The organism is Vibrio sp. V39_P1S14PM300, from assembly GCF_009904765.1.
Classification (GTDB): domain Bacteria; phylum Pseudomonadota; class Gammaproteobacteria; order Enterobacterales; family Vibrionaceae; genus Vibrio; species Vibrio proteolyticus.
This window is the reverse complement of the sequence record NZ_WXWP01000203.1, coordinates 1-5,438: the sequence shown is the minus strand read 5'-3', so window position 1 is coordinate 5,438 and position 5,438 is coordinate 1. Positions and strand designations below refer to the sequence as shown.

4 protein-coding genes are annotated in these 5,438 nt (G+C 53.0%); all 4 read left to right on the top strand.

Annotated elements, in window-relative coordinates:
- Positions 1-180: 180 nt before the first annotated feature.
- From tsaE to miaA, 4 genes are read left to right on the top strand one after another with little or no spacing between them, the layout of a single operon-like run.
- Positions 181-645, top strand: a complete 465-nt coding sequence (gene tsaE / locus CAG65_RS10440; RefSeq protein ID WP_021707384.1) for a tRNA (adenosine(37)-N6)-threonylcarbamoyltransferase complex ATPase subunit type 1 TsaE — start codon at positions 181-183, stop codon at positions 643-645.
- The gene (locus CAG65_RS10435; protein ID WP_021707385.1) at positions 639-2,363 is read left to right on the top strand and encodes an N-acetylmuramoyl-L-alanine amidase; all 1,725 of its coding nucleotides are present in this window, start codon (positions 639-641) and stop codon (positions 2,361-2,363) included. The genes tsaE and CAG65_RS10435 overlap by 7 nt, the downstream gene beginning before the upstream one ends.
- Positions 2,364-2,371: 8 nt before the next feature.
- A complete protein-coding gene (gene mutL, locus CAG65_RS10430; protein ID WP_161453579.1) occupies positions 2,372-4,363 on the top strand; it encodes a DNA mismatch repair endonuclease MutL in 1,992 nt (663 codons plus the stop codon).
- Positions 4,364-4,374: 11 nt separating this feature from the next.
- Positions 4,375-5,307 carry a tRNA (adenosine(37)-N6)-dimethylallyltransferase MiaA gene (gene miaA, locus CAG65_RS10425; RefSeq protein ID WP_161453578.1) on the top strand — a complete coding sequence of 311 codons (933 nt, stop codon included), beginning with the start codon at positions 4,375-4,377 and terminating at the stop codon, positions 5,305-5,307.
- Positions 5,308-5,438: the final 131 nt, after the last annotated feature.

Sequence of the window (5,438 nt, the reverse complement as noted above, 5' to 3'; positions counted from 1 at the left end):
GATCTTACCGGATCTTAGAAATTGGATCTAGCTGAGAGTTGGGCGAAAAACGCGCTGAATTTATGAATATTTTCTTTTAACTTACATAACAGAGCTTGTCTCTCAATTCCCACCCAGTTTACTATTCTGGTTCTTTTGATTTTTATATAGTCAATTCTGACCCTTTAGAGAAAGTATTTCATGAGCACGAAACAATTTGCCCTCAAAGATGAACAAGCCACGATTCAGATGGGGACAGCGCTGGCCAGTCTGTGTTCTCGGCAGACCACCATTTATCTTCACGGTGATCTGGGGGCGGGTAAGACCACGTTCAGCCGTGGCTTTATTCGTGCTTTGGGTCATAACGGGAATGTAAAGAGCCCGACTTACACCCTGGTTGAACCGTATCAATTGGCAGAGTGGCAAGTGTACCACTTTGACTTGTACCGTCTGGCCGATCCGGAAGAACTGGAATTTATGGGGATTCGTGACTATTTCACCCCAGACGCCATCTGCTTAGTGGAATGGCCGGAAAAAGGCCAGGGCCTGCTCCCGGAATCGGATCTGGATATTGAACTGCGTTATGACGGTGATCAACGTATCGTACTGATCACGGCCAATAATGACTATGGAAATTCGCTGCTTGACCAATTGGAGTTATGTTGATCATTAAGCCGTTCAGGGCCTTTTTCTCCATTGTTGCCCTATTACTGACGTTTTTGCCCGGCCTGAGCTGGGCAAATGCCATTCAAGGCCTGCGGGTCTGGCCATCGCCGGACGAAACGCGGGTCGTTATCGATATGAAGAGTGAGCCGGATTACAGCTATTTCTCGCTCAGCAGCCCCGACCGTTTGGTGGTGGATCTGAAAGATGCCTCTCTTGCGACGCAACTGCCAGTGACAGTGTCTGACAGCCCGGTTTTGAAAAAAGTGCGTAAGAGCTCTCCGCCGGAGAAAAATACCTACCGCTTGGTATTTGAGCTGAAGAAGAAAGCCAACGCTCAGCTGTTTAAACTGGCGCCGACGCCGGGTGGCCAGTATGGTCACCGTCTGGTGATCGATCTGTCGCACGGGAACAGCAGTGAGAGTGCTGCGGCCAGTTCTGCGTCACCGGGCAGCGCGTCTAAGGTCAGCCGCGATGCGTCCCAATTTCTCGGTACGGCAGACATCGTCGTCGCTATTGATGCCGGTCATGGTGGTGAAGACCCAGGCTCGATTGGCCCAACGCGCAAGTATGAGAAAAGTGTCACCTTGGCGGTGGCTAAAAAGCTGGCTGACCAGATCGACAAAGTTCCGGGAATGCGTGCGGTACTGACCCGGAAAGGGGACTATTTCGTGAACCTCAACAAGCGCTCTGAAATTGCCCGGCGCAATAAAGCGCACCTGCTGGTTTCGATCCATGCGGATGCGTTCCACTCGCCTAAACCGCGGGGGGCATCGGTGTTTGTGCTGAATACCCGTCGCGCCAATACCGAGATCGCCCGTTGGGTGGAAAACCATGAGCAGCAATCGCAACTGCTGGGTGGGGCCGGTGAAGTGCTGGCAAAAAACAACAGTGACCGCAATGTCAGTCAGACGCTGTTGGATTTGCAGTTCAGCCATTCGCAAAAAGAAGGCTACAAAGTGGCCACCAATATTCTGCGTGAAATGGGCAAGGTGGCACATTTGCATAAGCGCGAGCCCGTCAATGCCAGCCTGGCGGTGCTGAAATCGCCGGACATTCCGTCGGTATTGGTGGAAACCGGTTTTATTTCCAATCCGACTGAAGAGCGCCTGCTGTTCCAGCGCAGCCACCAGGACAAACTGGCGCACGCACTGACCAAAGCGATCGTGCAGTACTTCGAAGACAACCCGCCGGAAGGCACTTTGCTTGCCAACCGGGCAAAGGTGAAAAAACACAAGGTTCAGCGTGGTGAGTCGCTGTCGGTGATCGCTCAGAAATACGGCACCTCAACCAGCGCGTTGATGAGCACTAACAAGCTGAAGAGCAGCAGCCTTAATGTGGGTCAGGTACTGACTATACCGGGTACCACCGCCGCCATCCCAGTACCGGAAGTGAAGAACCCGGTGGAAACCCAGACGATCACACACGTGGTCGAGAAAGGTGACTACCTGGGCAAAGTGGCGGCGAAATACAAAGTCAGTGTGGCGGCGATCAAGCGGGAAAATAACTTGCGCTCTGATACCTTGAAGTTAGGGCAGAAACTTAAGATCACCGTCAGTCTGAAAGACGTACCACTGCGGAAACATAAAGTGCAGCGCGGTGATTACCTCGGCAAGATTGCTTCGCAGTACAATGTGTCGGTCGATAGCATTCGCAAAGCAAACAAGTTACGATCCGATACCCTGACCGTGGGTCAGGTGCTGATCATTCCAAATAAGTAACATACGCTATGACGATCAAGATCCTGCCAGCACGATTGGCCAACCAGATAGCCGCAGGCGAGGTGGTAGAACGCCCCGCCTCAGTGGTTAAAGAACTGGTGGAAAACAGCCTCGACTCGGGGGCGACCCGCATTGATATTGATATCGAGAAAGGGGGGGCCAAGCTGATCCGTATCCGGGACAACGGCAAAGGGATCGTCAAAGATGAGCTCGGGCTGGCGCTCAGTCGCCATGCCACTTCCAAAATCCATACACTGGATGATCTGGAAGCGATCATGAGCCTCGGTTTTCGTGGTGAGGCGCTGGCCAGTATCAGTTCCGTGTCGCGTCTTACGCTGACGTCGCGCCCGGCGACGCAAGAAGAGGCGTGGTCTGCGTATAGCGAAGGCCGTGATATGGCGGTGAAGCTGACTCCGGCAGCGCACCCCATCGGTACCACGGTGGAGGTGCTGGATCTGTTCTTCAATACGCCTGCCCGGCGTAAATTTCTTCGTACCGAAAAGACCGAATTCAGTCATATTGATGAGCTACTCAAACGAATTGCGCTCAGTCGCTTTGATGTGTCAATCAATCTGCGTCACAACGGCAAACTGATGCGCCAGTATCGGGCGGCCAAAACCGAGGCGCAGACGGAAAAACGCATCGCGGCAGTTTGCGGCAACCCGTTTGTACGTCATATGCTCAAGATTGAGCTGGCGCATCAGGGGCTGAAATTGTGTGGCTGGATCACTACACCGGAAGGCGCGCGCCAGCAAAGCGATTTGCAGTTCTGCTACGTGAATGGTCGGATGATGCGTGATAAGTTGATCAATCATGCTATCCGGCAGAGTTATGAAAATAGTCTGCGTCCGGATCAGTTTGCGGCCTATGTGCTATTCATTGAGTTGGATCCGCATCAGGTCGATGTGAACGTGCATCCGGCCAAGCACGAAGTTCGCTTTCATCAGGCTCGCCTGGTGCATGACTTTATTTATCAGGCGCTAACTGACGCCTTAGTTCAGAGCCAGCACATTGCCGCGCCTTCGGTGAGTGAATCCGCGTATCATGTGGCAGAGCCTCAACAGGCCGTCAACGAAGAGAGCGTGACGTCGACGCCAACTCCGGAGCCTGAGGCGAGCGATACTGGCCGGACGGTGCCACAGCAGGTGTATCAGGCTATCGATAACACACCGGCGTATCCGGGGAGAGCGGGCTATGAACGTCGTGTTGAGTCGTCGGAGCGGGTATCGAATCAGGCGACTAGCTCTCGTGACTGGGTTGACTCCCCCAAACCGGCGTCGACGAATAAGTCCCGTGAGCGAAGCGTCGAGAGTGCTCCCAGCCATCAGGAGTTGCAAGCGTATCGCGAGTTATTGACCACGCCAGACATCCCGGCTGCGCAAGTCCATGACAGTGCGACAGCCGAGTATCAGGCTCAGGCTCGCGTCGAGTCGCTGGGTAAGGCGATTACGGTGGTGGAGCAGCAGTACTTAGTGATGGGCAACAAACACCAGTGTGTCTTAGTGGCACTGGCCCGGGCGGAGTGGCTGAGAAATCGTGGGCAGTTGGAGGTGCGGGCACAAGCACTCAAAGCGCAACCGCTGTTGGTGCCGTTGTCTCTCAAGCTGTCGTCAGCGACGTTGCAGCATATCGAGCAGGCGAATCGTTTGTATCAACAATTTGGGATTGAGTTTAAAGCACGTAACAAAGAAAGTGTGCTGGTGATGGGCGTGCCTCAACCGCTGCGACAACAAAACTTACAACACTTAATCCCAGATCTGGTATCTTACGCCGCTCAGTTAGTCGAACAGGGTGACACTCCCGATGTTTGCTTTGACCGAGTGGCCTGCTGGTTGGCCGATCAGATCACGCAGGTAAAAAGCGACTACACTCTGTCGGAAGCGATCCAAATCGTGGCGGAGTTGGAACAACTCTGGCAAGGCCAGTTACCTTTGGACGATACTCGATTTGTCCGTCCGGTCGATTTTTCCGTGACGATCGCGGCGCTGTTAGCAAAATAATTAAAGAGATCATGAACAAACAATTACCTCTGGCCCTGTTTTTGATGGGGCCAACGGCATCAGGCAAGACAGAGCTGGCGATCCGGTTGCGTCAGCAATATCCGGTTGAGATCATCAGCGTGGATTCTGCTCTGATCTACCAGCAGATGGACATTGGCACCGCCAAACCCGATGAAAGAGAACGGGCACTGGCACCGCATCGCCTGATTGACATCCTCGATCCCAGTGAATCTTACTCGGCGGCAGACTTTCGGCGTGATGCGCTGCGCGAGATGGAGGCGATCGTGGCGCAGGGCAAGATCCCATTGCTGGTCGGCGGCACCATGCTGTATTACAAAGCGTTACTTGAAGGTCTATCACCCCTTCCTGCTGCAAACCCTGAAATTCGCCAGCAAATTGAACACGAAGCATTGACTCAGGGCTGGCAGGTGCTGCACGATCAGCTCACAGAGATTGATCCTGTCTCGGCACAACGAATCCACCCGAATGATCCACAAAGATTGTCCCGGGCATTGGAAGTTTACCGAATTTCAGGTAAAACTCTTACTGAGTTGACCCAGACCAAAGGCGAGAGCCTGCCGTACCGGGTCAAACAATTTGCGATAGCTCCCAAGGAAAGGGCTGAGCTCCACCGTCGGATTGAACTGCGTTTTGACAAAATGATCGAAGCGGGCTTCGAAGATGAAGTTCGGGCATTATATGCCCGGCCGGATCTTCACCCGGATCTGCCGTCGATTCGTTGTGTCGGTTACCGACAAATGTGGGACTATTTGGATGGGCACTGCACGCTGGATGACGCGATCTTTCGTGGTATCTGTGCAACCCGCCAATTGGCCAAGCGACAGGTTACCTGGTTGCGCAGCTGGGATAACTTAACTTGGTTGGATAGCGAGAACCTTGATCACGCGTTGGAAACCCTCTCAAATGCAATAGCATCTGATTGAAAACGCTGTGTATAATGTGATCGCTTTTGCGTGATTGTACCCTGTAAAGGATCTGTTACTTGAATTTTGAAAGGTTTGGCATCATAACAAGTAACGCACGGGGTGTTTTTTATGTTCGTTTAGCTCAGATG

Bases quoted from the DNA above. Each gene is read 5' to 3' on its own strand.
- tsaE (WP_021707384.1), top strand. From the start codon at position 181: ATGAGCACGAAACAATTTGCCCTCAAAGATGAACAAGCCACGATTCAG.
- CAG65_RS10435 (WP_021707385.1), top strand. From the start codon at position 639: ATGTTGATCATTAAGCCGTTCAGGGCCTTTTTCTCCATTGTTGCCCTA.
- mutL (WP_161453579.1), top strand. From the start codon at position 2,372: ATGACGATCAAGATCCTGCCAGCACGATTGGCCAACCAGATAGCCGCA.
- miaA (WP_161453578.1), top strand. From the start codon at position 4,375: ATGAACAAACAATTACCTCTGGCCCTGTTTTTGATGGGGCCAACGGCA.